Below are 24,312 nucleotides of genomic sequence, written 5' to 3'. Positions count from 1 at the left end.
CCCGCGGCATTTCCAGTCAGGAACCGCAGGATCCTGACTGCGGTCCGGGTCGACATGCTGCTGCCTTGAAACAAGCGGCGGCTGATCCATCTTGCTATTATCGGAAACGATCGGAGGGGAATGATTGCCTTCGTTTCCAATGCGCCGCGAACTCCAGCAGGGAGGCCGAAGATGACGATCGCAAACAGACTGAAGGACTACATTGACGGGAGAGGAATCTCCTACGACACCGTCGCCCATCATCGCACATCGACGAGCAGGCAGTCCGCCATTGCCGCGCATGTGCCCGGCAGCATGATGGCTAAATCGGTGGTCGTTCACCACGAACTCGGTTATGCGCTGGCCGTGGTCCCAAGCACGCACAGAATCGAGTTCGGTACACTGCAGGACGTCATGGACAGGCGTCTTGGACTCGCCTCCGAAGACGAGGTGGTCTCACTCTTCGGCGATTGTGACATCGGCGCCATTCCGCCGATCGGCGCGGCCTATGATGTCCCGGTGATCCTCGACGACAGCCTCGGCGAAGCCGCCGACATCTATTTCGAGGGCGGCGACCACAGGACGCTGGTGCATGTGAGCGGCAAGGATTTCCGCAACCTGACCATGGACGCACGTCACGCTCGCTTCAGCCACGCTGCCTACTGAAAAAATCAACCGTCTGCACCGGCACTCTTGCCGGTGCAGACCAGCTGGATATCGTCAACTCGTCGGCCTGACCGGCGACGGCGGTTCCACAACCTTGCGGTAGACATGCCATGTGGCGTGACCGAGGATCGGCAGCACGACCGCTAGCCCGGCAAACACCGGCAGCGAGCCGATGATCAGGGCGACGGCGACGATCAGTCCCCAGACAGCCATGGTGATCGGATTTGCCAGCACCGCTCGCACCGAGGTGTGGATGGCTTCGTAGGCGCCGACATCGCGGTCGAGCAACAATGGGAAGGCGACGACCGTCGTGCACAACACCACCACCGCGAAGACGAAGCCGATGGCGTGCCCCAGGATAATCAGAGTCCAACCGCGCCCGGTGGCAAATATCTCATTGATGAAGCCGGATATCGATTCCGGCGGAGCCGGGCCGAAGAGATATTGATAGAACATCTGCGCTGTCAAAAGCCAGGTGATGAAGATGGCAAACAGCATGATCCCGACCGCCGCGATGGCCGGCACGGCCGGAGAATTCCTGACCTCGAAAGCGTGCCTCCAGGAGGTGTCGAGCCCGGCTTCTCGTCTGCGGCTGATCTCATAGAGGCCGATAGCTGCGAATGGACCGATCAGCGCAAAGCCGGATACCAGCGGAAACAGCAACGGCAACGCATTGGCGCCCGAAGTCCAGGCAGCAAGCACGACGCCGACAAGCGGATAGAGCAGGCAGAGAAAGACGATGTGCGACGGTTTGACCATGAAATCGTCAACACCGCGCTTGAGCGCATCGAAAAGATCGGAAATACCGATTTTTCGAATTTTGGTGTGTTCCAGCGTTTCGCTGGCGCCTGCAATGACGTGAAAACTTGCCATGCCCGTTCCTCCAGACCAGGTCCGGTACGGTCGCGGTTTCACGGTGCTGCCGTTCTGCATGACTGGCCACGCAAACCCGCGACCTGCACCGAAATCAACATACTCCATTGCCTGGAACTTGTCGCCCTTTTGTCACAAAGGCTCGGAAGGTCATGCGCTGGCTCTTGCGGCCCTTCTTCGATATCCTCTCAATCGAAGGTGTAGGTCATGGACGGAAAAACCATTCTGCTGCTCGGCCTCGGCGTCGTCGCTCTGCTGATCCTGGGATTCTGTGCTCTGCCTGCGTGAGCCGATCCCGATGTGCAACGCTGTCAACCTCCGGCAGAGATGAACGCGCGCATCGCGATGGTGTCGGCAAGCAGCATGGCAAAGATCGCGAAAAGATAGAAAATCGAGTAGGCAAACAGCGCCTTTGCCGGCTTCATCTCCTTGTCGGGGATGACCAGAACCTTCCAGGCGTACCAGATGAAACCCGCGCCCAACGCAGCCGAAACAACCCCATAGAACCCGCTCGTGAATCCGAACGCCCAGGGCAGCACGCCGATTGGCGCCAGGAGCAGTGAATAGGCGAAGATCTGCCTTCTGGTCGAGGCCTGGCCGGCCACGTTCGGCATCATCGGGAGGCCGGCAGCGGCGTAGTCGCCTGCCTTGAACAGCGCGAGCGCCCAGAAATGCGGCGGCGTCCACAGGAAAATGATTAGGAACAGGATGAGGCTTTCAATGCCGATGGCGCCAGTGGCCGCCGCCCAGCCAATCATCGGCGGAAGGGCACCTGCCGCGCCGCCGATGACGATGTTCTGCGGCGTCGAGCGCTTCAGCCACATCGTATAGATGACGACGTAGAAAAAGATGGTGAAGGCCAGCAGCGACGCGGCAAGCCATCCCACCAGCGCGCCGAGCGTCATGACCGAAAACGCGGAAAGCACCAGGCCGAAGCCGAGAGCTTCGCCGGGCGTGACACGGCCTGACGGAACCGGCCGCTTTGATGTGCGTGACATCAGCGCGTCGATGTCCGCGTCGTACCACATGTTGAGCGACCCGGCCGCTCCCGCTCCAACCGCAATCGCACCGATTGCGATCACGGCGATGACCGGGTTCATCGCGCCGGGCGCCACCATCAGACCGACGAAAGCGGTAAAGACGGCAAGCGCCATGACCCGCGGCTTCAAGAGCGCAAAGAAATCGCCAGCCGTCGCTTCCGAGAAGCGGACGCCGGTATCCTTGAGGCTTTCCTTGACCGACATTTGAGACGACCATCAATGGAACGGGCGGTCTGGCCGACCGAAGAGCCAAGCTACTGGGAAAATTGCTTCAGATAGGCAATGACATTGGCGACATCCTCGTCCTTCTTGATGCCGGGAAACGCCATCTTCGTACCTTTGACCATGGCCTTGGGATCGTGAAGGTAGGTCGTTAGCGTCGGTTCATCCCATTTAACGCCGGATTTGCCGGCGGCGATCATGGCCTCGGAATATTTGAAATCCGGATGCGTGCCGGCTGTCCGGCCGATAACGCCGTGCAACGACGGGCCGATCTTGTTCGTGTCTTGGTCTGCGACGTGGCAGACCTTGCATTTGGTGAAGACCTTCTCGCCCGCCGCGGCATCCTGTGCCCGCGATGGATTGGCGATGAAGGTTGCAACAGACATGACAGCGAAAAACACAACCAAGCGCATGGCATTTCCTCCCTGATCGTCAAATTTGCCCGAGACGATCTTCGCATGCCGATACCGCCAGCATGCGCGTTGCACGACAGAACGGATTCTCCGCTTCTCCCCCCAAATGGAATTGCGGCACCTGTGTACCACAGAATCTGGCCGGCAGGTAGAACAGGTCGAGCGTACAAAGGTTTAGGTGATCTGCGGTGGCTCAAGGCACATCCGCCACAACGAAAAAGGCCGCCTCGAGGGCGGCCTTTCTGATCTTGTCGTCAGGCGCTTATTCGGCGTCCTTGGCGGCTTTCTTCTTCGGCGCGGCCTTCTTCTTGGGCTCTTCCGCGTCGTCGGCCTTTTCAGCCTTGTCGGCCTTCTTGGCAGCGGCCTTCTTGGCCGGCTTGGCCTTGGCGGCGTCGGCCTCCTCGTCGTCTGCCATCAGCTCTTCCTTGCTGACCTTGACGTCGGTGACCGAGATCTGGCCGAGCAGATGGTCGACGACCTTCTCCTCGAACATCGGCGCGCGCAGCGTGTTCAGCGCTTCCGGATTGCTGCGGTAGAACTCGAAGGCTTCCTGCTGCTGGTTGGCCGGGTAGCGGCGCACCTGCTCGAACAGGCCGCGCTGCAATTCCTCGTCCGAAACGGTGACGCCGGCCTTCTCGCCGATCTCGGCCAGAACCAGACCGAGACGCACGCGGCGTTCGGCAAGGCGCAGATATTCGGCGCGTGCCTCTTCTTCCGTCGTTTCTTCGTCGGCGAAGGTACGGCCGGCAGCTTCGAGATCGCGGTTCACCTGGGTCCAGATGTTGTTGAACTCGGCATCGACGAGCTTCGACGGCGCTTCGAACGAATAGGCTGCGTCAAGCTGGTCGAGCAGCTGGCGCTTGACCTTCTGGCGGGTCATCGAACCGAACTGGTTCTCGATCTGGCCGCGCACCACGTCGCGCAGGCGCTCCAGCGATTCCAGGCCGAGATTCTTGGCCATCTCGTCGTTGATTTCCAGCGCGCCGGGCTTGGACACTTCCTTGACGGTGACGTCGAAAGTGGCTTCCTTGCCGGCCAGATGCGCCGCCTGATAGTTTTCCGGGAAAGTGACCGTGACCTGCTTCTCGTCGCCGGCCTTGGAGCCGATCAGCTGGTCCTCGAAGCCCGGAATGAATTCCTTGGAGCCCAGCACCAGCGGCTGGTCGGTACCAGCACCGCCGGAGAAGGCCTCGCCGTCGATCTTGCCGACATAGTCGATCGAAACGCGGTCGCCTTCGGCGGCCTTGCCGGTCTTCGGCTCGAAGCTGCGTGCCGATTCGGCGACGCGCTGGACCTGCTCGTCGATCTCGCTGTCCGGCACTTCGAACACCTGGCGCGTCACCTTGATGTCGGAGAAATCCTTGATCTCGATCGCCGGGATGACCTCGTAGTTGAGCCGGAATTCGAAGTCTGCGCCGCCGGCCAGGATCTTCTCGGCCTCTTTCTCGTCCTCGGTCATGATCACTTCGGGCTGCATGGCGGCCTTTTCGCCGCGCCCGGTGATGATCGAACGGGTCGAATCGTTGAGGATTTCGTTGACCACTTCGGCCATGAACGACTTGCCGTAGACCTTGCGCAGGTGCTGGACCGGCACTTTGCCGGGACGGAAGCCGTTGATGCGGACCTTGTTGCGGGCGTCGGACAGCCGCGCCATCAGCTTGGCTTCCATATCACCGGCCGGCACGGTGATCTTGATCTCGCGCTTGAGACCGGAGTTGAGCGTTTCGGTGACCTGCATCGTAAAACCTTTATCTTCACCAAAGAGACTGCCACGGCCTTCTGCCGTTCACAGCCTGCCGGTACAATCTTGCCGGGAATGGCTTTTGGTACGGAACCTGGCGATTTGACCGAAATTACGGCTCAAATTCTTCCAAACTGCGTTCCAAGATGTGAATAAGTTCTTGTTTTTCCTACTTCTTATCACATTCTGCAGAAGCGGATCGGCGCGTCCCGTCACATTTGACACGCCTTTTGTCACAGGCGAGGCTAATTTTCAACCATCTTCGCGTTGCAGCGAATGACCGCCATTTTCGCCCCGACATTGACAGAATGATGGCTACATGGGATTGCCGGGCCACGCGGGTATGGCGGAATTGGTAGACGCACCAGATTTAGGTTCTGGCGTGAAAGCGTGGGGGTTCGAGTCCCTCTACCCGCACCACCCTTCGCTCTATCGAGCTTCGGGTGGCAGGCCACCCGGGAGCTTGATAGAGCGAAGGGTGTCCTCCGAAGCCTTGGCGTAGGAGGACTGGCGCGACGCCCTACGCTTCAAACACCTGCCCGGTGAACCACTCCGCCAGCTTGGCCAGTTCCGGCCCCAGCACCCGGTCCGCGTCGACCGGCGGCACGATCTTCCTGATATCCGCCACGAAAGCCTGCAGCGCCGGCGGCGCGGCGCGTTCAGTCACGTACAGTGCCTGCGAGGCGATCATCGCCAGCATCGCCATCGCCGCATCGAGGCAGCGGCCGGCGGTCGCTTCCTTGGTCCAGGCGAAGAATGCCGTGGTGGCGACGTCGTCCTGGCCGGCGCCGGCCGATTCGGTGCCCGGAATGAAGGTGCGCTGCGCTGCAAGCTTTGCCTGTTCGAGATAGCCGGTGATCGCCATCGGCACATAGCCGACATTGCCGTGGCCGTCGCTGTCGGCCCAATGCCGCCCGGTCATCAACAGGTCCGGCAGCAGCGACACCTTGCCGTTGAGCAGCTTTGAGGCATGGCGGTCGCAGAGCAGGCAGAGATCGGCCCAGATCGCGGCCAGATCGTCCAATGCCGGCGTCGCCATCGCATTGTGGTAGCCGCCGGTGGAGATGCAGCGTCCCAGCGGATGCGCCTCGTCGGGCGGGATATAGACGGGATTGTCGGATATCGAGGCTAGCGACACGGTGGCCGCCTGCTCGGCGCCCGAAAGCGCCCGATGCGCGTGGCCGAGCACGCGCGGCACGATGCGGTAGCTGACCGGCGCCTGATAGTTGCGCCGCCCGTCACCGGCGCCGACCAGAAACTGCCGCAACCCGCGCAAGGCCGCCGCTTCGTGTTCGTCGCCCCAGAGCCCGTCGAGCGCGGCATCATAATGCTCGAGCGGGGCGCGAAACGCCTCGATCGACAGCGCAAACACCTTGTGCGCCATGGCGATGCGGCGCCGCGCCGCCAGGGCCGCATCGGCCACCAGGGCCGCCGCGCAAGGCGAGCCGTTGATCAGCGAACCCCGCTCCTTCACTTCGAGCTCCAAGCCGGCGGTAAGCTCGGCAAACAGCGGATAGAGCGCCAGAATCTCGCCGGCGCCGCCCTGTCCCTGCGATGGCACCACCGGCATCGGTCGGCCATCCAGCATCGCCGCGACAGCCTGCGCGATACGCGGCGTGGTGGCGGCATTGCCTTCGATGAAATTGGTCAGCCGGGCCAGCACGATTGCCCTGACGATGCGCTCAGGCAACGGCTCGCCGAAGGAGGTGGCGGCAGCAAAAGCCTTGATGCGCGCATGGCGGTCGCGCTCGTCGAGTTCGAGCTTGCGGCTCGCCAGCTCGCCCATGGCGGTGGTAACGCCGTAGATGATCGGCGGCGGATCGGATTCAATGAGTTTCAGGAACGAGGCTCGGCATTCGGCAATGCGTTGCAAAGCCTTGTCGCTGATGGCGACCGTGTCGTTTTTCCAGGCGACGCGCAAAACCGCATCGAGATTGATGTCTTCGCGCGTCGTCAGCGTAATCGTCATCGTACTTCGCCCGGCCTGGTTTGAATGCGTCTGGGCGAAGCGATCGATGTCTACCGAAATCCGTGCCCTGGGTAACGTCGTTTAATAGAGCGGTTCCTCGAACAATGTCTTGTCGCCGTCCATCAGCGCCTTGATCTGCGCCTCGCCATTGGCGGCGAGCGCGATGCGCACCCCGAATGGCCGCACTCGCATGTCGTTCTGGATCGCGATGCCCTGTCCCTCCGGCAGGTAGAAACGGTCGATGCCATATTGCGGTGCGATTGTGGATTCGGGATCAAGCGTCCAGCCCGGCGCGACCTGGCCGACAATATCGGCTTCGTCGGCGGCCGGCGGCGTCGGCGCCTTGCCGAACCAGGCAGTGGTCGCATGCCAATAGCCGTCGGCGCCCGGCTTCAGCCGGACCACGATCGGTGTGTTCTCGGTGCTGAGCTGTCCGACCGGAATGTTGGCGATCAGCTTCACCGGCAGGCGCGATATCTCGTAGCCGAGTATAATATAGTCGCCGCGCAACAGGTCGCGCGGATCGACCGGCTCGATCTTGAGCAAGACCTCCTTGCCGTTGCGTAGGATCGCGGCCCGGCCTGCGATGATCCAGCTCAGGAAGCCGATCTGCGCCAGCGCCAGGATCAGCGCCGAGATGACAAGTTTCTTTCCCGACATCATGCTGCCGCTCCTTCCGGGGCTTTCATGCGTTTTTCGACGCGGATGATGACGAGGGCCAGGATGCCGAACAGCACCGCTGCGGCCAGGAAGAAGCTGGCCGTGTCGAGCATCGACTGCAGTGTCACCACGTAGATGACGGCGAGTTCGAAGGCAAAGCCGGCATAGGCGACCCAGCGCAGCCCCCTGCTCTCGCGCCCGCCCAGCATGACCGCCGCGGCAATGCCGGCCAGTGCCAAGACCGAGGCGATGGCAAAGCCGCCGTTGAAGGTGCTGTGATCGCCAAGCTCGAACTGAATCATTGCTAGGCCTGTCAGAAAGCCGATCAAGGCATGCAATGGCAGCCGCCCGCCGAGCTGCAGAACTCGGTCGACCGGCTCAGCGGCGAAGATTGCCACGGCAAACAGCAACGCCGACACCACGACCAGTGGGATAGCCAGCAGCAGCGTGTTGTGGTCCATGCCGCGCACCGCGATATAGAAGATGACCGAGAGAATAATCAGATGCCGGGCCGGCTGGCTGCGCGTCCAGAACGAGACGACAAAAAGCACCGGCGCCATGATGACGAAGAAATTCAGGAATTCGGTGCGGTTGTAGAAGTCGAACTCGCGCACGAACAGCCAGGCCACGGATATGCCGACGGCAGCGACGGTCAGCGGGTTCGAGCGCAACGCCACCGCGGCAAGTGCTGTGCCGATGCCCCAGGTGACAATGGCCGAGGCCTCGTCGCCCGTGAGATGGTACATCTGGCCGATCAGCGCGATCGATCCACCGAACGCCGCTGCAGCCACGATCCACAGTGCCTCGCCGATCGCCGCATGGTCGCGCGTCTTCAGCACCGCGCCGCCGACATAGCCGGCGAGAATGACGGCAAACAGTGCTGCGACGCGCACCAGCCGCGGGATGGCCTCCCAATTGGCGGCGACGAAGAGCAGGATGGCGGCGCCGAACAGCAGCGCCGCCATCATCGCCAGGATGGTGCCGAAGCTCAGCGATTTGCGTTCGTTTGCGTCGATGTCGCGCGTCAGCGCATCGGCCGTCTTCGCGTCGATCAGGCCGGCCTGCAGCCAACGCCCGATATCCGTCCTCACCCGTGACGAATAGCTCGCCATGCCGCGTCTCCCCCAGTTTGGTCTTTCCTGAAAACCGATCGGCTCAAATCATTGACGCTACGGCATTTTCCGATTCGGGTTTCTTTATGTCGAAGCCGTGAACGGGCGTTAATGTTGCATTGCACAATTTGCATTGCTGCCATGCGTCAATGGCACTTTTAAATCGATATAGGTCCACCTATTTTCTGTTCGTACACAAACGGAATGATCCGAAGAAAGACGAAACGAGTACTACCATGAACCTGATCCGCAACTACCGCAACTGGCGCCGCTACCGGGACACCGTCTCTGAGCTGAGCCGCCTGTCGAACCGTGAACTGACCGACCTCGGCATCAGCCGCAGCGACATCCACTACGTCGCCCGCAAGGCAGTCTAATCCTCTTCGGGCCGCAAATGGTCCGAACCAGTTTTGAAAAAGAGAACGACAATGAACCTGATCCGCAACTACCGTAACTGGCGCGTTTATCGCGACACCGTTACCGAGCTGGGTCGCCTTTCGAACCGCCAGCTCCATGATCTCGGCATCGTCCGCGACGAGATCAAGATCGTCGCCCGCAAGGCGACCTTCTAACGGCAAGAATTTCGCCAGGGTCGACCTCCTCCCCGACCCTGACGGATACGGCCAACCCTTACCTCCTCCCAAGGGTTGACCACCAAAACGGCGCCCGCCGCACCTCCTCCCGCGGCGGGCGTTGTTTCCAAAGCGAACGTAGTTCGCCTTCCAGGGTTTCGCCCCCTTCATCCGGCGAAAAGAATTTCGTCAAAGCCGACCTCCTCCCCGGCGATGACGAATACGGCCGATCCCCACCTCCTCCCGAGGGTCGGCCCCCAAAACGACACCCGCCGGATCCTCCCCCGGCGGGTGTTGTTGTTTCTGGGGCAGGCTTTCAGCTGAGCAAGCGGTCGACCAAGGCGCCTTATGCCGCCATCAAAGCATCGTCGCGGACGGACTGGACAAGAAAGTCGAGCACCGTCGTCACCCGCAGCGGCATGTTCTTGCGGGATGGATAAACGACATTAATCGGCAGCCGCGTCGGCGGAAAATCCGGCATCACCTTGACCAGCCTGCCTGTTTCGATGTCCGGCCCGGCCAGGATATGGGACAGCACCGCAAGCCCGGCCCCGGCCAGTGCTGCCCGATGAGCCGCCATTGAATTGCTGGCGACCAGGCGAGGCTCAACCCGCAGAACAACATCGTCCGCCCCGTCGGAGAACGACCATGACCGGCCATCGCCGGCACGGCTGTAACAAATGCAGCGGTGATCCCTGATGTCTTGCGGCGCTTGCGGCATATCCCGTCCCTCGAGATAGCATGGCGAGGCCACGAGAAAGGCAGTCGTCCAGCCGATCCGGCGGCAGATCAGGCTGCTGTCACTGACCGGCCCGAGGCGTACCTCGAGATCGATGGCATCGGCGACCAGATCCGAGGCTTCCTCCCGCAGGATCAGTTCGATGGCAAGGGATGGATGATCGTCCAGAAGCCTTGCGAGGCGATCGCTAATGGAGAGCCCGAGCGGCGCCGGCAAGCTAAGCCGCACTTTTCCCGATACGGTTGCGCCCTCAGTGCCACTCGCTTCGCTCAGCGCGTCGACCGCTTCCACCACGCGCAGCGCCATCGGCAGCATCTGTTCACCCTCGGCCGTCAAGGCAAGCGCGGTCGTGGTGCGATGCAGAAGGCGCGTCTTCAGATGCGCTTCCAGCGCGGAGACCTGCCGGGATACCGCCGGCTGCGTCAAATTGAGGTCGATCGCGGCCGCGGAGAAGGACCTTGTCTGCGCCACCCGCAGGAACGTTCGCAATGCCGATACGACGTCCATTCTTACCCTCATTACCTTTCGACATATGCCTTATGTCCGCATCCTAGGCGGCAGGCGCTTTACTGTCCAGCTATTATGGATATTAATTGTCCTTAAGGACATGAAATATCCTCAAACCGTCAAAAGGACTAGCCATGACACAGCGCCTAAACGCCGCCCAACAATCGCCCGAGCTGTTCAAGAAGCTTTCCGACCTCAGCATGGCTGAGACGCACGGCGCCATCGAGGAAAAGATCCGCGATCTCGTCCATATCAGGGCTTCGCAGATCAATGGCTGCGCCTTCTGCCTCGACATGCATGTCAAGGAAGCAAAGATCCACGGCGAGAGCGAGCTGCGGCTTTACCATGTCGCCGTCTGGCGGGAATCGACCCTGTTCATTCCGCGTGAGCGTGCCGCTCTTGCCTGGACGGAAGCCGTCACGAAGCTCCCCGAAGGCGGCATTCCCGACGAGCTCTACGAGCGTGTGCGCGGGCAGCTTTGGGAAAAGGAAATCTCCGACCTGACCTTGTCGATCATGACCATCAATGCCTGGAACCGCCTCAACGTCGCCTTCAAGACTGTGCCCGGTTCGGCGGACAAGCTCTACGGGCTCGGCAAGGCCGGCCTGAACTGACCCTTCCCCAACCATCAATCGATGCGGCGTGACAGCGCGGCCGCAAACGGAGAGCATCATGAAAATCGTCATCATCGGCGGCACCGGCCTCATCGGCACCAAAACCACCGAACGCTTGCGCAAGCAGGGCCACGAAGTGATCGCAGCCGCGCCGAACACCGGCGTCAACACCATCACCGGCGAAGGGCTGAAGGAGGCGCTTGCTGGCGCGGAGGTGGTCATCGATCTCGCCAACTCGCCGTCCTTCGAGGACAAGGCCGCGATGGAGTTCTTCGAGATTTCGGGCCGCAACCTGCTCGCAGCGGACAAGGTTGCCGGGGTCAAGCACCATATCGCGCTCTCGGTTGTCGGGACCGAACGCCTGCAGGATGCCGGCTATTTCCGCGCCAAGCTCGCCCAGGAAAAGCTGATCAAGACTTCCGGCATTCCCTACACCATCGTTCATTCCACGCAGTTCATGGAATTCCTGCCCGCCATCGCCAAATCCGGAGCTGTCGGCGAAGCCGTGCATCTGTCGCCGGCCTATGTACAGCCCATCGCATCCGACGATGTCGCCGATGCCATGGCCAATGTCGCGCTCGCCGCGCCGTTCAACGGCACGATCGAGATTTCCGGCCCTGAGCGTGTGCGCATGAGCGAGCTCGTCGCCCGTTACCTCAAGGCTTCCGGCGATTCCCGCAAGGTCGTGACCGATCCGGAGGCGCTCTATTTCGGCGCCAGGCTGAACGACAATTCGCTCGTCTCCGAAAACGATCCCCGCCTCGGCCGTATCAGCTTCGAGCAGTGGTTCGCCACTTCGGCGCGGAAATGACCGTCAGGCTGCGCCTCAGCCCAGCCGCAGCGCATTGCGCAACACAAGAAAAGGAGTTTCGAAATGATCAAGTCCATCGCCGCGGCCGTCATCGTGACGGCAGCCCTGGTCAACCCGGTCGGAGCCAAGGATGCTCACGCCGGCGAAAAGGCCGCCAAAGTCACGCTTGTCTATGAACATGAACTGCCGAATGTGCCAGGCAAGAGCATCAAGGGCATCCTGGTTGAATATGGTCCCGGTGGCTTCTCCGAGGCGCACACCCATCCGAGCTCGGCCTTCATCTACGCGACGGTTCTGGAAGGCTCCATCCGCAGCCAGGTCAATGACGATCCGGCCAAGGTCTACAAGGCCGGCGAGAGCTTTTCGGAGATGCCGGGCGATCGCCACAGCGTGAGCGAGAACGGCAGCAAGACCAAGCCGGCAAAACTGCTGGCCGTCTTCGTCGTCGATACAGCCCAGAAAGAACTGACCTATCCGGTCACGAAATAGGCCGAAAAGGCCGGACGCCGTCCTGGCTTCCGGACTTGCCTGTGAGCTTTATCCTATCGGGGACCCATGTTCGACAATCATCATTCCGTTGCCCTGGTCTTGATCAATCTGCTGGGGCTTGCCGGCATTGTCGTCTGGTATTTCCAGGGCCGTGGGCGCCCGATGGCACGCCTGATCGTCCAGATCCTGTTCTTCGCCAGCATGACTGCAGTGCTCTGGCTCAGCGGAATCCTGCCGCATTGGGTGGCTGAGACCGATCTTCAGGGCGCGTATCTGGCAAAGTCGGCGCGCATCCTCTGGTGGATACACCTTGCCTGGACGCTTGTCGGCTTTGTGCGCCTCTATATCGTCGTGGAACATCGGCCGCGAGAAGCGCGCCTGCTCCAGGAACTGGTCGTCGCTGTCATCTATCTTGGCGTGGCGCTGTCGATAACGGGTTTCGTCTTCGGCGTTCCCGTCGCAACGCTGGCGGCAACGTCGGGCGTGGTTGCCATCATCGTCGGGCTTGCGCTGCAGAACACGCTTGGCGACGTCTTTTCCGGCATTGCGCTGACGCTGGGGCGTCCCTACACGCTCGGCGACTGGATCATGCTGGGCGACGGCACGGAAGGACGCATCGTCGAAACAACCTGGCGCTCCACGCATCTGCTTACCGCTGCGTCCAACATTGTCGTCCTGCCCAACAGCGTATTGGCGAGGTCAGCCTGACCAATCTCAGCCGTCCCGACGAGAGACAGCTGATCAGCGTAAACGTGCGGATCGCCAGGACACGGGCGCCGTATGTCATCGAGGGAGCTATGCGCGAGGCCCTCGGAAACTGCGAGCGGATCGTCAAGGACCCGGCACCGCTTGTCGCGATCAAGGACATCGACGCGGTGGCAATCGGGGTGGACCTGTTCTTTTGCGTGGCCGGTCCGGCCGACCGGTTGCTTGCGAGGAATGAGGTGATCGACTCTGTCCATCGCCATTGCGAGGCGAATGGTCTTTCCCTGGCTATGCCGCCGCAGAGCTATGCAATCCTGCTGCCGGCGACGGCTGACCAGCCGCAAGCGACGGTCATGCGCTCATCCGGCGCGCTCTAGCACCCATTCGAAGCTGTTCTTCCAAAGTTCCGCCGGAATCTCCTGCGCCAGCGCTTCGGTGAGATCGGAAAGCCTGACGCTGCGCAGTTTTGCCCGCCAGGCCTCGTCGGCTTCCCACATGATGCGCGACACCGCGCAGGGGCTGCTTTCGCAATATCCCTGCGGACGGCACGGATTGTTTTCGCGGATGTTGGTGCACACAAACGTCCGCGCCTTGCCCTCCACGGCTTCCACGATCTCAAGGAAGGTCAACTCGGCCGGCGGCCGCGCCAGCCGGTATCCGCCCGACGGACCGAGCGTCGTATCCACCAGACCCGCCTGCGACAGGCTTTGCAGCGCCTTGGAAAGATACTCCTTGGGAAGGCCGTGGAATTCGGCGAGCGCTTTTGTCGAGAGATAACGCCCGGCAGGCAGGCCTGCGAGAATGGCGCAGCAGTGCAGCGCCCATTCGACTTGGCTTTTCAGGATCATCAATGGGTTCCGGGTCGATACCGATCAAGCTTATATTAAGGACATGAAATATCCCTATTTTCCTGCTGTGTAAACAGACAGCCGGCGCGGTGGTTACGAGGGACAGCAACGGCCCACGCTCGCAACGGCCAATTGCCAACAGCGCGCCAAGCGATTATTCCGGCGTTCATGAGCAAAAATCCAATCCACATTGTCGGCGGCGGCCTCGCCGGCTCCGAGGCCGCTTGGCAAGCAGCGCAAGCCGGCGTGCCAGTGATCCTCCATGAAATGCGCCCGGTGCGCGGCACCGATGCCCACAAGACCGACGGGCTGGCCGAGCTCGTCTGCTCCAATTCGTTCCGCTCCGACGATGCCGAAAACAACGCGGTCGGCCTGCTGCACGCCGAAATGCGGCTGGCCGGCTCGCTGATCATGAGCGCCGGCGACGCCAACCAGGTGCCGGCCGGTGGCGCGCTCGCCGTCGACCGTGACGGCTTCTCCGACGCGGTGACCAAAAAACTCGAAGCCCATCCGCTGATCACCATTGAGCGCGAGGAAGTGCCAGGCCTGCCGCCGGCGGAATGGGACCAGGCGATCATCGCCACCGGCCCGCTGACCGCGCCCTCGCTTGCCCAGTCGATCGCCGAGGCGACCGGCGCCGATGCGCTGGCCTTCTTCGACGCCATCGCCCCGATCATCCATTTCGACACCATCGACATGGACACCTGCTGGTTCCAGTCGCGCTACGACAAGGTCGGGCCCGGCGGCACCGGCAAGGATTACATCAACTGCCCGATGGACAAGGAGCAGTATCTCGCCTTCGTGCAGGCGCTCGTCGACGGCCAGAAGACCGAATTCAAGCAATGGGAAGGCACACCCTATTTCGACGGGTGCCTGCCGATCGAGATCATGGCCGAGCGCGGCGTCGAGACGCTGCGCTATGGGCCGATGAAGCCGATGGGGCTGACCAATGCCCACAATCCGACGGTCAAAGCCTATGCCGTGGTGCAGCTGCGCCAGGACAATGCGCTGGGCACGCTCTACAACATGGTCGGTTTCCAGACCAAGCTGAAGCATGCCGAGCAGGTGCGCGTGTTCCGAACCATTCCGGGGCTCGAAAACGCCGACTTCGCCCGGCTGGGCGGCCTGCACCGCAACACCTACATCAATTCGCCGACGCTGCTCGACGCCTCGCTGCAGCTGAAGTCGCGGCCCGGCCTGCGCTTCGCCGGCCAGATCACCGGCTGCGAGGGCTATGTCGAGAGCGCGGCCATCGGCCTGCTCGCCGGCCGCTTCGCTGCCGCCGAGCGGCTCGGCCATGCTCCATCGCTGCCGCCACTCACCACCGCCGTCGGTGCATTGCTCAACCACATCACCGGCGGCCACATTGTCTCGGACGACGAACCGGGCAAACGCTCTTTCCAGCCGATGAACGTCAATTTCGGCCTGTTCCCGCCGGTCGAAGCGCCGAAGACCGAAGGCAAGCGCCTGCGCGGCAAGGACAAGACGGTGGCGAAACGCCACGCCATCACCGCGCGCGCCCAGGCCGATTGCCGGGAGTGGCTCGGGCTGCCGGCGCGGGCCGAGGCGGCGGAGTAACGAGCCATTGGACCCGCAGCAAGAAGTAGGATACTATCCTACTCGCTGTCTGATGGGACCCATTCCATGGAATCCGCCGAAAAACTATCCGTCACTGTCACGCCAGCGATGGCGCGCATGATTCGCGAAAAGGTCGAGGACGGCTCCTTCGGCTCGGCAAGCGAAGTCATCCGCGCAGCGCTCCGCGCCTTCCAGCGCGAAGAGGACGCACATGCCGAGCGCATGGCCTCGATCAGGGCGCGGGTAAAGGCTTCAATCGAGGATACCAGGCCTGCTGTTCCGCTCGAAGAGGCAATCAACAGGGTAAAGAGCCGGATTTCGCAACTCGCGCGAGACAATGATGATCCAGCGTCTCGCCGTCGTTCTTAGCGAAAACGCGATTTTCGACCTCGAAGCGATCGGCGCATACATTCTCGAGAGCAGTGGCAGCGAAAATATCGCCAACGGGTTTGTCGATCGTATCAAAGAGCGCTGCCAGAGCATCGGGAATGCCCCTCGGTGGCCGCCCACGCGACGATATCGCGCCCGGGTTGCGAATGGTCCCATTCGAGCATTCAGCCGTCATTGTCTATGTCATCGCCGACGATCTTGTCCACATCGTCAGCATTTTCTATGACGGCCGCGACTACGAAGCTCTGATGCGAGATCGCGGCGAGCCGTCTTGATAGATGACTACTCTGCCGGCTCGGCACCCGTCATCGGCAATCCCGGCTTGCCCGCCTCTCCCGGATTTCGCCTGACATAGGCTGCTTTCAGCGTCTCCGAAGTCTCGCGCGAGCCGTCATGGCTCCAGCCCGGCGGCTTGATCAGGTAGTTGATGCGATCGCTGAGCGTTAGCCCCGGCGCGAACGCATCCCTGAACATGCCTATCCATTCGTGGAACGCCACTTTCAGCGGATTGAACGTGCCGAGATTTTTCACGATGCCGTAGCGCGGCCGGTCCTCCTCCAACTCCTCGACGAAGGTGCCGAACATGCGGTCCCAGATGATCAGCGTGCCGGCATAATTGGCGTCGAGATAGCGCGGATTGGTGGCGTGGTGGACGCGGTGGTGCGAGGGCGTGTTGAAGATGAATTCGAACCAGCCCCACATCTTGCCGATCGCCTCGGTGTGGATCCAGAACTGCCAGACCAGGTTGAATCCGAAAGTGAAGGCAATGACGGCCGGATGGAAGCCGAGCAGCACCAGTGGCGCCTGCAGCACGAACATGAAGGTGAACAGTCCGGTCCAGCTTTGCCGGAGCGCCGTCGACAGATTGTAGTGCTGGCTGGAATGGTGGTTGACGTGCTCGGCCCACACCCAGCGCACCCGGTGCGCGATGCGGTGGTAGACGTAGTAGCGCAGGTCATCGAGCAGGAACGCCGCCAGGAACACCCACACCGACAGGCCGAGATTGAAGAAGCGGAACTGCCACAGCCACGACAGCGCCCAGTAGGAAACAACGCCGAGCAGCAGGCCGGCAACGACATTACCCGTGCCCATCATCAGGCTGGTCAGCGTGTCGCGCGTCTCGAACGAGCCCTTGGCGCGGCCGGTGCGCACCAGCCAGAGCTCGATCAGGATGGCGGCGACGAAGAACGGAATGGCAAGCTGGGTCACTTCAGGGAAATTGTAGTCGTCCATCACGCGGCCTCCCTGGCCAGACTCGGATTGTGCGGCGCAAGCGCTGCCGCGACAGCGCTGGCGTCAGCCTTGTCGGTGAAGGCGAAGCGTCCGCCTTTCCAGGTGAAGTCGGCCAGTCTGAGCGCGATCGCGCCGGCTTCGTCGACGTCGAGGGCCAGGACATCGTGTGGCGTGACGATGCGGGTCAAGAAGCAGTCGCCGACGCTGTGGACGATGCCGCAGCGCCCTTGCCCGAGATCGAGGAACGCCGTCCTGCTATCCGCCGTCAGGCGCACCGCTCCCGCTTTCTCGTCCGGAAAATCATCGGCCAACCGGCTGAGCGCCTGATCCGCACCGGCAAGCGTCGCAATCTTGCTGCCGCCGGTGAGGTGCACGGCGAGCACCGACAGCGCGATGCCGACAACGACGAGTGCGACCAGCACAGGCAGGCTCATGAACGGGAATCTCCTCCGGACCGGTCGCGTCTTTTGGCGACGATTTCGGGCCGAAGAATCTCTAGCACGATTGACGTTTACGTCAAATGGTCGACCAACCCCGCATCGCGCGTGTGAGCAACAGCCAATGTCGGCGCAATGCCGAAAGGCGCACCGCTCCAGCCAGAGGCGAACGGCGTCCGTCCTTCATCTTGCCGAGATAGGCCCTGGTAAGGGCCAACGGCAAAAAAGCCGGGCGTAGCGTCTCTGGAACGGCCGAAGCCCCTTGCTCGAAAGCGCTGAGATGTTCCTGCGCCAATGCCATCATCGCTGCCACCGCTCGCTCAGCACCGGGACCGCCATCGCCGCTGACAAACTCCTCAGGCGACGACCCCGCCGCTGCCAGAATATCGGCCGGCACAAAGCATTGGCCGCGCCGTCGATGCAGCGGCAACAGCAGCAGAAGTCCGGTCATCGCCTGCGCACAGCCCGCCCGTCCCGCCAGTTCGGCAAAGCGCGGCGCTTCAATGGGATCGAGCACCATCGCCGCAAGCTGGATCAGCGCTGCCGCCGTCTCGCCGCAATAGCCTTCAAGATCGGTACGCGACGGCATCGGATCGTCATAGAGGTCGAAGATGCGGGCTTCGAGCATGTTGTCGAAGGCAGCTTTCGGCAGGCCGCGATCGGCAATCGTCACCTTCAGCGCGTCGGCGAGCGGGTTGCCGGAGACTGCGGCCTCAGTGGCGATGACATCGCGCCACCATTGCAACCTCACCTCGCCGGGCAGCGCCTCGTGAATACGATCGCGTACAGACGCGATCTCGGCATTGAAGGCGTAAAGCGAAAACAGCGGCTGGCGCTTGTCGGCAGGTGCATAGAGTGCGCTGACATAGCGGTCGTGGTCGCCGGCGCGCACCGCCTCCATGACGATGTTGGCGGTATCGGTCACGTCAGTCGACGGCGATAAGGGCTGCGGCCACGGCGCGGTCTTCGGCAAGCAGCACATTGTAGGTCCGCACCGCCGCTCCCGTCGACATCGGGTCGGAGGCAATGCCCGCCGCTTTCAATGCCGCGCGCAGTGCCGCCGGCAACGGTCGCAAATCCTTGCCGGTGCCGACCAGCAGGATCTCGACCTTGCCGGCCTCGGCCAAAAGTAGGCTGAAATCGGCCGCCGTCAGCGCCAGCGGATCGGCCGGTTCCCAGCCATGGATGCCCGAGGGCAGGCACAGCAGCGAGCCGCGATGCGACATATCGGCGAAGCGGAAGCCGCCATTGCCATAGGCCTCGATCGGCGCGCGGCCGGGGAAATGCGCCTCGCGGATGACGATGCCTTTTGCCACCGGGGTGGACGTCAGGTCGCCACGGCCTTGCCGCCACCCATCGGCTTCTCCTCGTCCGCCGTCGCCTGCGGCCTTAGCCTGAACAGGATCAGCAAGGGTGCTGCGATGAAGATCGACGAATAGGTGCCGAAGACGACGCCGAACAGCATCGCCATGGTGAACGACCGGATCACTTCACCGCCGAACAGCACCAGCGCCAACAGCGCCAGGATCGTCGTCACCGAGGTCAGCGTCGTTCTCGACAGGGTCTCGTTGATGGCGTTGTTCAGCAATTGCGGCAGCGGCATCTTTTTGTATTTTCGCAGATCCTCGCGGACGCGGTCATAAACGACGATCGTATCGTTCAACGAATAGCCGATGATGGTCAGGATCGCCGCCAACGACGACTGGTTGAACTCGAGCCCGGTGATGACGAAGAAGCCCAGCGTCATCACCACATCGTGCACCGTCGCCACGATGGCGCCGACGGCGAACTGCCATTCGAAGCGGAACCAGACATAGACCAGGATGCCTATCAGCGCGACCAGCATGGCAATGGTGCCTTGCTTGGCCAGTTCACCCGAAACCGTGGGGCCCACCACTTCGACGCGGCGGAAATCATAATTATCCTGCAGCTCACCGCGCACCTTGTCGATGACGGTCTGCTCGGCATTCTCGCCACCCTCCTGGGTGCCGACGCGGATCAGCACGTCGTTGGCGGCGCCGAACTGCTGCACCTGCACTTCACCGATGTTGAGCTCCGACAGCCGGCTTCTGATATCGCCGATATCGGCGTCGCCTTGCTTGGACTGCACCTCGATGATCGAGCCGCCCTTGAAATCGATGCCGTAATTGATGTCGATGGTCAGGAATCCAATAACCGACAGGACCGACAGCAGGCTGGACAGCGCGAAGGTCCAGCGGCGGATGCCCATGAACGGGATTTTTGTGCCCGGCGGAATGAAGGTCACCGGCGCACGCGGCAATTCCTTCGGGCGCGCGCGGCGCAGCCAGATCGACACCAGCAGACGGGTGAAGGTGAAGGCGGTGAATACCGTGGTCAGGATGCCGATGGCGTAGGTGATGGCGAAGCCCTTGACCGGGCCGGTGCCGAGATAAAACAGCACGACGGTGGCGATCAGCGACGTCACGTTGGAATCGACGATGGTCGCCAACGCCTTCGAGAAGCCGGTATCGATCGCCTGGATCACGGAGCGGCCAAGCCGTCGCTCCTCACGGATGCGCTCATAAATCAGCACGTTGGAATCGACCGCCATGCCGATGGTCAGCACGATACCGGCAATGCCGGGCAAGGTCAGCGTCGCGCCAAGCAACGACAACAGACCGACGATCATCGCCACGTGCACGGCAAGCGCAATGTTGGCGAGGAAGCCGAGGAAGCCGTAGGCGACGAACATGAAGGCGACGACAAGGATGGAGCCGATAATGCCGGCGACCTTGCCGGCATGGATCGAATCCTGGCCGAGGCCCGGGCCCACCGTGCGTTCTTCGATCACGGTCAGCTTCGCCGGCAGCGCGCCGGCGCGCAGCAGCACGGCGAGATCATTGGCGCTTTCAGCGGTGAAATTGCCCGAAATCTGGCCGCTGCCGCCAAGGATCGGTTCGCGAATGACCGGCGCCGAAATAACCTGATTGTCGAGGATGATGGCGAATGGCTTGCCGACATTCTGCTGCGTCGCCTGGCCGAACCGGGTCGCGCCGCGCGAATTGAAGGTGAACGAAACCACCGGCTCGTTGGTCTGCGAGTTGTAGGTTGCCGTCGCCTTGGCGAGATCCTCGCCGGAAACGATGACGCGGTTTTCGACCAGATAAGGAACCGGCGGATCATCCTGCGAGTAAAGCACCGAGGAGCCTGCCGGCGGGCGGCCATTGAGCGCATCCTGCACCGACATCGAGGTGTCGACCATCTGGAAGGTCATCTTGGCGGTCTGGCCGATGATCTCCTTCAGCCTTTGCGGATCCTGCAGGCCGGGCACCTGGACCAGCACACGGTCGTCGCCCTGCCGCTGCACGATGGGCTCGGTGGTGCCGAGTTCGTTGACGCGGCGCTCGACGACTTCGATCGACTGCGCCAGTGCAGCCGAGGTGCGGTATTTGATGCCGGCGTCGGTGACGGTGAATTTCAACAGGCCGGCTTCGGAATCATCCAGCGACATTTCCTGGATGGAGCCGCCGGTGAACAGGCCGGCAGCGACCGGATCGGTCAGCGGCTTCAGCGCCTTCTTCGCGGCGTCGATCTGATTTGGGTCGGTGATGCGCACCTGCACGGTCCTGCCGGTGCCGCCAAGGCCGGTATAGCCAACCTTCGCGTCGCGCAGCAGCGTGCGGATTTCGTCGCGCGTCGTCTCCAGCTGCGCCTTGACCAGATCGTTCTGGTCCATCTGCAAGAGGATATGCGAGCCGCCCTGCAGGTCGAGACCGAGCGTCATCTGCCGCTTCGGCACCCAGCTTGGCAGTTGCGCCAATGTGCTGGCGGGGAAAAGGTTGGGCGCGGCAAGGATGAACGTGGCGGCCACGGCCAGCCAGATCAGGATCATCTTCAGGCGCGAAAAATACAGCATATGGCGTCGTCCGTGAGGGCATACTGGCGGATCGTTCCGCCGACAATTCGGTTATTTCTTGGCGTTGTTATTTGCCACCGGCTCGCCCTTACCCTGCACATCGTCGATTGTCGAGCGCGCTAAGGTCAATTCGGCGCTGCCGCTGGCAGCGGTTTCAGCGTCAATCGCCTCTGTCGGTTTCCATTCTAATTCTGAACGCCGCCGGGCGCTATCGTGCGCACGTCGACTATTTTCAGCTTTGCCGGCATCGGGCCCGAACGCAGGAGTAGAGCAAGGTCGTCGGCGCTCTCCTTGGTGAAGTTGCCTGATATCTGACCGGTACCGCCAAGGATCGGCTCGCGGATGATGGGCGCCGAAAGCACCTGATTGTCGAGGATTATCGCAAAGGGTCTGCCGACATTCTGTGAGGTCGCCTGGGCAAAACGCGCCTTACCCTTGGCGTCGAAGGCGAACGATACAACCGGCTCGTTCATGGCCGAGTTGTAGGTTGCCTGGGCATTGACTATGTTGTCGCCGGAAACAATGACGCGGTTTTCGATCAGATACGGAACCGGCGGATCGTCCTGCGAATAAAGCACCGAGGAGCCTGCCGGCGGACGGCCATTGAGAGCGTCCTGTACCGACATCGTCGTATCGACCATCTGCAAGGTCAAATTGCCGGGCTGCCCCAGAATGTCGCTAAGCCGAGCTGGCGTCTGCAAGCCGGGCACCTGAACCAGGAGGCGGTCACTGCCCTGCGGCTTTGAGATCGGTTCAACGCCGATGCCGTCGCTGACCCGGCGTTCGACGACTTCCATCGATTGCGCCAGCGCCATCGATGTCCGCAGCTTCAAACCGTCATCCGTCAGCGTGAACCTGAGCAGTCCTGGTTCCGGCTCATCAAGCAGCATCTCCTTGACCGGATTATCCCCGGCGACCGGATCGGTAAATATCTTCAGGGCTTTCTTGGCGGCATCGACTTGTGCTGGATCTCTAATCTCGAGATGTACCTCGCGGCCCGACTGACCAAGCCCCTTATAGCCAACTCGAGCGTCGCGCAGCAGCGTGCGAATGTCGGCAAGCACCGTCTCGAGACGAGACTTGATCAGATCGTCCTTGTCCACCTCGAGCAGCAACTGCGAGCCGCCCAGCTGCTCGAAGCTCGCGTGCCGCTTGGGCAGCCAGGCAAGAAGATCGTCGAGCGTGCCGTCCGGCTTCAGGGAGCGCGCGCCGAGCAGCACGCCGAACACCACCACGACCGCAACCGCCAGCCAGATCAGGATCTTCGTAAGGCGCGAAAACCGCATATGGCGTTGCCCGTTGCTGGTTTACCCTGCCCTAAAATCCGGTTCTGTTCTGGACTTACTTCTTCGCGTTCTGGTTGGCCACCGGCTCGCCCTTGACCCGCACATCGGCGATGGTCGAGCGCAGTGCCGTCACCTTGGTGCCGCCGCCGAGGTCGATCTCGAGCTCATGGTCGTCGATCACCTTGGTCACCTTGCCGACGAAGCCGCCGCCGGTGATGACCGTGTCGCCACGGCGCACCGCCGAGAGCATCTCCTGGCGCTTCTTCAGCTGCGCGCGCTGCGGTCGGATGATGAGGAAATACATGATCACGAAGATCAGCACGAACGGGAGTATCATGCCGATATCCCCGAACGGGCCAAGCGGAGTTCCGGTGGCTTGGGCGTATGCCGGTGTGACGAACATCAAGAACTCCTGGTTACGAAGAAGGCCATAAGGCGGCCTCGCCAAATTTGGCCGGAATATAGTGGGTAAAGTTGCCAATGCAACTGCGCCGCCCGGCTTTCGGCTGCTTTTCCAGCCCGGTGACCCGTGTTAGAGCATGCTCCCGGCTAACGGGCGTGGTTTGCACAAAAGATCACGCTCAAACAAAAGCTTGGAACCCGTTCCTATCTCGCCCGGACCCGGACGATTTCCGCCCGCTACGCACGTTTGCAGAACAACAAAAGACCGAGACATGACCGACAGCACCATCGAGGCCCTGAACCAAAAGCTCGACCGCCTGATCGAGGCCGTCACCCGCCTCGCCTCGCCGCCGGTGCCGCAGACCGATCTTGCCGTGGCCGATTGCTTCGTCTGGCAGGCCGATCCCGGCTATCTCGAGCCGGTGCGCAAGGTCAACCGCGTCGACATCGGCCTGATCCGCGGCGTCGACCGCGTGCGCGACATACTGGTCGAAAACACTGAGCGCTTCGCCGCCGGCTACGCTGCCAACAATGTGCTGTTGTGGGGCGCACGCGGCATGGGCAAATCCTCGCTGGTCAAGGCCGTGCATGCCGAGATCAACGCCAAAGCCAAATCCGGCCTGCCGCTGAAACTGATCGAGATCCATCGCGAGGACATCGACACGCTGCCCAGGCTGATGGGCCAATTGAAGGTGGCGCCCTTCCGCATCATCCTGTTTTGCGACGATCTGTCGTTCGACCATGACGACACGTCCTACAAGTCGCTGAAGGCAGCCCTTGAAGGCGGCGTCGAGGGCCGCCCGTCCAATGTCATCTTCTACGCCACCTCGAACCGCCGGCACCTCTTGCCGCGCGACATGATCGACAATGAGCGCTCGACGGCCATCAACCCGTCGGAGGCGGTCGAGGAAAAGGTTTCGCTGTCCGATCGTTTCGGCCTGTGGCTCGGCTTCCACAAATGCTCGCAGGACGAATATCTCGACATGGTCAACGGCTATGCCAGCCATCACGGGCTGGAGATCGACCCGGAGCAGCTGCGCGCAGAGGCGTTGGAATGGGCGACAACGCGCGGCAGCCGTTCCGGCCGCGTCGCCTGGCAGTTCACGCAGGATCTCGCCGGCCGGCTCGGCAAGCCGCTGAAGGATTGAA

Annotated in this window: 25 protein-coding genes, 1 tRNA gene and 2 pseudogenes; 12 read left to right on the top strand and 16 right to left on the bottom strand. The window is 61.9% G+C overall.

Going from position 1 to position 24,312, the window contains the following annotated elements:
- The first annotated feature begins 171 nt into the window (after positions 1-171).
- Entirely contained in the window at positions 172-645 is a 474-nt protein-coding gene (locus AC04SG_RS16265) for an aminoacyl-tRNA deacylase (protein ID WP_203279984.1), read from the top strand.
- A 54-nt stretch (positions 646-699) separates the two neighbouring features.
- Here the strand turns inward: AC04SG_RS16265 and AC04SG_RS16260 are convergent, their stop codons facing one another.
- From AC04SG_RS16260 to tig, 4 genes are all read right to left on the bottom strand, one after another.
- Complete coding sequence (locus AC04SG_RS16260) at positions 700-1,518, bottom strand: DUF2189 domain-containing protein (RefSeq protein ID WP_112564858.1); 819 nt, start codon at positions 1,516-1,518, stop codon at positions 700-702.
- Positions 1,519-1,829: 311 nt separating this feature from the next.
- Positions 1,830-2,762 carry a heme o synthase gene (gene cyoE / locus AC04SG_RS16255; RefSeq protein ID WP_488551864.1) on the bottom strand — a complete coding sequence of 311 codons (933 nt, stop codon included), beginning with the start codon at positions 2,760-2,762 and terminating at the stop codon, positions 1,830-1,832.
- A 50-nt stretch (positions 2,763-2,812) separates the two neighbouring features.
- The gene (locus tag AC04SG_RS16250; protein WP_488551933.1) at positions 2,813-3,166 is read right to left on the bottom strand and encodes a c-type cytochrome; all 354 of its coding nucleotides are present in this window, start codon (positions 3,164-3,166) and stop codon (positions 2,813-2,815) included.
- Between the two features lie 289 nt (positions 3,167-3,455).
- Positions 3,456-4,931: a trigger factor gene (gene tig, locus AC04SG_RS16245; protein ID WP_488551863.1), complete on the bottom strand. Its 1,476-nt coding sequence runs from the start codon at positions 4,929-4,931 to the stop codon at positions 3,456-3,458.
- A 340-nt stretch (positions 4,932-5,271) separates the two neighbouring features.
- On the opposite strand from tig, the gene AC04SG_RS16240 reads away from it, so the two are divergent.
- A tRNA-Leu gene (locus AC04SG_RS16240) sits at positions 5,272-5,354 on the top strand.
- A gap of 100 nt (positions 5,355-5,454) precedes the next feature.
- On the opposite strand, the gene AC04SG_RS16235 is transcribed toward AC04SG_RS16240, so the two are convergent.
- The 3 genes from AC04SG_RS16235 to AC04SG_RS16225 form a co-directional block, all read right to left on the bottom strand.
- On the bottom strand, positions 5,455-6,903 hold the full coding sequence (locus AC04SG_RS16235; protein WP_488551862.1) for an aromatic amino acid lyase: 1,449 nt from the start codon (positions 6,901-6,903) through the stop codon (positions 5,455-5,457).
- An 81-nt stretch (positions 6,904-6,984) separates the two neighbouring features.
- Positions 6,985-7,566, bottom strand: a complete 582-nt coding sequence (locus tag AC04SG_RS16230) for a GDYXXLXY domain-containing protein (RefSeq protein WP_488551861.1) — start codon at positions 7,564-7,566, stop codon at positions 6,985-6,987.
- Positions 7,563-8,675: a DUF2157 domain-containing protein gene (locus tag AC04SG_RS16225; protein ID WP_488551860.1), complete on the bottom strand. Its 1,113-nt coding sequence runs from the start codon at positions 8,673-8,675 to the stop codon at positions 7,563-7,565. Before AC04SG_RS16225 ends, AC04SG_RS16230 begins: the two co-directional genes overlap by 4 nt.
- Positions 8,676-8,911: 236 nt before the next feature.
- Here AC04SG_RS16225 and AC04SG_RS16220 point away from each other — a divergent pair, with 236 nt between their 5' ends.
- The gene (locus AC04SG_RS16220) at positions 8,912-9,052 is read left to right on the top strand and encodes a DUF1127 domain-containing protein (RefSeq protein ID WP_006335194.1); all 141 of its coding nucleotides are present in this window, start codon (positions 8,912-8,914) and stop codon (positions 9,050-9,052) included.
- A 51-nt stretch (positions 9,053-9,103) separates the two neighbouring features.
- Positions 9,104-9,247 carry a DUF1127 domain-containing protein gene (locus AC04SG_RS16215; protein ID WP_112564748.1) on the top strand — a complete coding sequence of 48 codons (144 nt, stop codon included), beginning with the start codon at positions 9,104-9,106 and terminating at the stop codon, positions 9,245-9,247.
- A gap of 346 nt (positions 9,248-9,593) precedes the next feature.
- On the opposite strand, the gene AC04SG_RS16210 is transcribed toward AC04SG_RS16215, so the two are convergent.
- Positions 9,594-10,493, bottom strand: a complete 900-nt coding sequence (locus AC04SG_RS16210) for a LysR family transcriptional regulator (protein ID WP_488551859.1) — start codon at positions 10,491-10,493, stop codon at positions 9,594-9,596.
- A 134-nt stretch (positions 10,494-10,627) separates the two neighbouring features.
- Here AC04SG_RS16210 and AC04SG_RS16205 point away from each other — a divergent pair, with 134 nt between their 5' ends.
- The 4 genes and pseudogenes from AC04SG_RS16205 (at position 10,628) to AC04SG_RS16190 (ending at position 13,489) form a co-directional block, all read left to right on the top strand.
- Positions 10,628-11,107: a carboxymuconolactone decarboxylase family protein gene (locus AC04SG_RS16205; protein ID WP_488551858.1), complete on the top strand. Its 480-nt coding sequence runs from the start codon at positions 10,628-10,630 to the stop codon at positions 11,105-11,107.
- 58 nt (positions 11,108-11,165) lie between these two features.
- Positions 11,166-11,918 (top strand): SDR family oxidoreductase, encoded by a 753-nt coding sequence (locus AC04SG_RS16200; RefSeq protein WP_488551857.1) that lies wholly within the window; start codon positions 11,166-11,168, stop codon positions 11,916-11,918.
- A gap of 63 nt (positions 11,919-11,981) precedes the next feature.
- The gene (locus AC04SG_RS16195) at positions 11,982-12,407 is read left to right on the top strand and encodes a cupin domain-containing protein (protein WP_488551856.1); all 426 of its coding nucleotides are present in this window, start codon (positions 11,982-11,984) and stop codon (positions 12,405-12,407) included.
- Between the two features lie 66 nt (positions 12,408-12,473).
- Positions 12,474-13,489, top strand: a pseudogene (locus tag AC04SG_RS16190) (mechanosensitive ion channel family protein).
- Here the strand turns inward: AC04SG_RS16190 and AC04SG_RS16185 are convergent.
- Positions 13,472-13,960 (bottom strand): RrF2 family transcriptional regulator, encoded by a 489-nt coding sequence (locus tag AC04SG_RS16185; protein WP_352557472.1) that lies wholly within the window; start codon positions 13,958-13,960, stop codon positions 13,472-13,474. The pseudogene AC04SG_RS16190 and the gene AC04SG_RS16185 overlap by 18 nt on opposite strands.
- 168 nt (positions 13,961-14,128) lie before the next feature.
- Between AC04SG_RS16185 and trmFO the strand changes: the two genes are divergently transcribed.
- From trmFO to AC04SG_RS16170, 3 genes and pseudogenes are all read left to right on the top strand, one after another.
- Positions 14,129-15,538 (top strand): methylenetetrahydrofolate--tRNA-(uracil(54)-C(5))-methyltransferase (FADH(2)-oxidizing) TrmFO, encoded by a 1,410-nt coding sequence (gene trmFO, locus AC04SG_RS16180; protein WP_488551855.1) that lies wholly within the window; start codon positions 14,129-14,131, stop codon positions 15,536-15,538.
- Between the two features lie 66 nt (positions 15,539-15,604).
- Positions 15,605-15,907, top strand: a complete 303-nt coding sequence (locus AC04SG_RS16175; RefSeq protein WP_192257285.1) for a type II toxin-antitoxin system ParD family antitoxin — start codon at positions 15,605-15,607, stop codon at positions 15,905-15,907.
- Positions 15,879-16,203 (top strand): annotated as a pseudogene (locus AC04SG_RS16170) (type II toxin-antitoxin system RelE/ParE family toxin). Before AC04SG_RS16175 ends, AC04SG_RS16170 begins: the two are co-directional and overlap by 29 nt.
- Before the next feature lie 7 nt (positions 16,204-16,210).
- On the opposite strand, the gene AC04SG_RS16165 reads toward AC04SG_RS16170, so the two are convergent.
- The 7 genes from AC04SG_RS16165 to yajC all read right to left on the bottom strand — a co-directional run bounded on the left by AC04SG_RS16165 (position 16,211) and on the right by yajC (position 23,164).
- Positions 16,211-17,161, bottom strand: a complete 951-nt coding sequence (locus AC04SG_RS16165) for a sterol desaturase family protein (RefSeq protein ID WP_488551854.1) — start codon at positions 17,159-17,161, stop codon at positions 16,211-16,213.
- Positions 17,161-17,595, bottom strand: coding sequence for a hypothetical protein (locus AC04SG_RS16160; RefSeq protein WP_488551853.1), 435 nt, complete (start codon positions 17,593-17,595; stop codon positions 17,161-17,163). The genes AC04SG_RS16165 and AC04SG_RS16160 overlap by 1 nt, the downstream gene beginning before the upstream one ends.
- Positions 17,596-17,677: 82 nt before the next feature.
- On the bottom strand, positions 17,678-18,499 hold the full coding sequence (locus tag AC04SG_RS16155; RefSeq protein ID WP_488551932.1) for a phytoene/squalene synthase family protein: 822 nt from the start codon (positions 18,497-18,499) through the stop codon (positions 17,678-17,680).
- Positions 18,500-18,524: 25 nt separating this feature from the next.
- On the bottom strand, positions 18,525-18,914 hold the full coding sequence (locus tag AC04SG_RS16150; protein ID WP_112564768.1) for an Mth938-like domain-containing protein: 390 nt from the start codon (positions 18,912-18,914) through the stop codon (positions 18,525-18,527).
- Between the two features lie 11 nt (positions 18,915-18,925).
- Complete coding sequence (secDF, locus tag AC04SG_RS16145; RefSeq protein WP_488551852.1) at positions 18,926-21,475, bottom strand: protein translocase subunit SecDF; 2,550 nt, start codon at positions 21,473-21,475, stop codon at positions 18,926-18,928.
- A 185-nt stretch (positions 21,476-21,660) separates the two neighbouring features.
- Positions 21,661-22,761 (bottom strand): SecDF P1 head subdomain-containing protein, encoded by a 1,101-nt coding sequence (locus tag AC04SG_RS16140; protein ID WP_488551851.1) that lies wholly within the window; start codon positions 22,759-22,761, stop codon positions 21,661-21,663.
- 55 nt (positions 22,762-22,816) lie between these two features.
- Positions 22,817-23,164 (bottom strand): preprotein translocase subunit YajC, encoded by a 348-nt coding sequence (gene yajC / locus AC04SG_RS16135; RefSeq protein ID WP_112564772.1) that lies wholly within the window; start codon positions 23,162-23,164, stop codon positions 22,817-22,819.
- Between the two features lie 271 nt (positions 23,165-23,435).
- On the opposite strand from yajC, the gene AC04SG_RS16130 reads away from it, so the two are divergent.
- A complete protein-coding gene (locus AC04SG_RS16130) occupies positions 23,436-24,311 on the top strand; it encodes an ATP-binding protein (protein WP_488551850.1) in 876 nt (291 codons plus the stop codon).
- Position 24,312 lies beyond the last annotated feature (1 nt).

Source organism: Mesorhizobium sp. CNPSo 4684, assembly GCF_057784315.1.
This window is presented reverse-complemented; position numbering and strand designations above follow the sequence as displayed.